This window comes from Polaromonas glacialis (assembly GCF_000709345.1).
Classification (GTDB): Bacteria; Pseudomonadota; Gammaproteobacteria; order Burkholderiales; family Burkholderiaceae_C; genus Polaromonas; species Polaromonas glacialis.
Genome location: NZ_JMDZ01000052.1, coordinates 1 through 715, shown reverse-complemented (window position 1 = coordinate 715; position 715 = coordinate 1). Strand labels below are relative to the sequence as shown.

The following is a 715-nucleotide window of genomic DNA, read 5'->3' as shown; positions in this document are numbered from 1 at the left end:
ATTACGCGAGGATCTTGGCCACAACGCCAGCGCCCACGGTACGGCCGCCTTCGCGGATGGCGAAACGCAGGCCTTCTTCCATGGCAATCGGGTTGATCAGCTTGACGGTGATCGACACGTTGTCGCCTGGCATGACCATTTCCTTGCCTTCTGGTAACTCGATCGCGCCGGTTACGTCCGTCGTGCGGAAGTAGAACTGTGGGCGGTAGTTGTTGAAGAAGGGCGTGTGGCGGCCGCCTTCGTCCTTGGACAGGACATAGATCTCGCCGGTGAAGTGCGTGTGCGGCTTGATCGAACCGGGCTTGCACAGCACCTGGCCGCGCTGCACGTCTTCACGCTTGGTGCCGCGCAGCAAGATGCCGACGTTGTCGCCCGCCTGGCCCTGGTCGAGCAGCTTGCGGAACATTTCCACGCCGGTGCAAATCGTCTTTTGCGTGTCGGCAATGCCGACGATCTCGATTTCCTCGCCGACCTTGATGATGCCGCGCTCGATACGGCCGGTCACCACGGTGCCGCGGCCGGAGATCGAGAACACGTCTTCCACGGGCATCAGGAAGGCGCCGTCGACAGCGCGCTCTGGCAGGGGAATGTAGTTGTCCAGTGCGTCGGCCAGCTTCATGATGGCTTCTTCGCCCAGCGGACCCTTGTCGCCTTCGAGGGCGAGCTTGGCCGAGCCGTGGATGATCGGGGTGTCGTCACCGGGGAAATCGTACTT

At 62.2% G+C, this 715-nt stretch carries 1 protein-coding gene; it reads right to left on the bottom strand.

What is annotated here, in order from left to right; translation table 11 throughout:
• Position 1: 1 nt before the first annotated feature.
• Positions 2-715: EF-Tu C-terminal domain-related protein (locus EC86_RS0100285; protein WP_029523726.1), on the bottom strand; the 714-nt coding region annotated here is incomplete at its 5' end.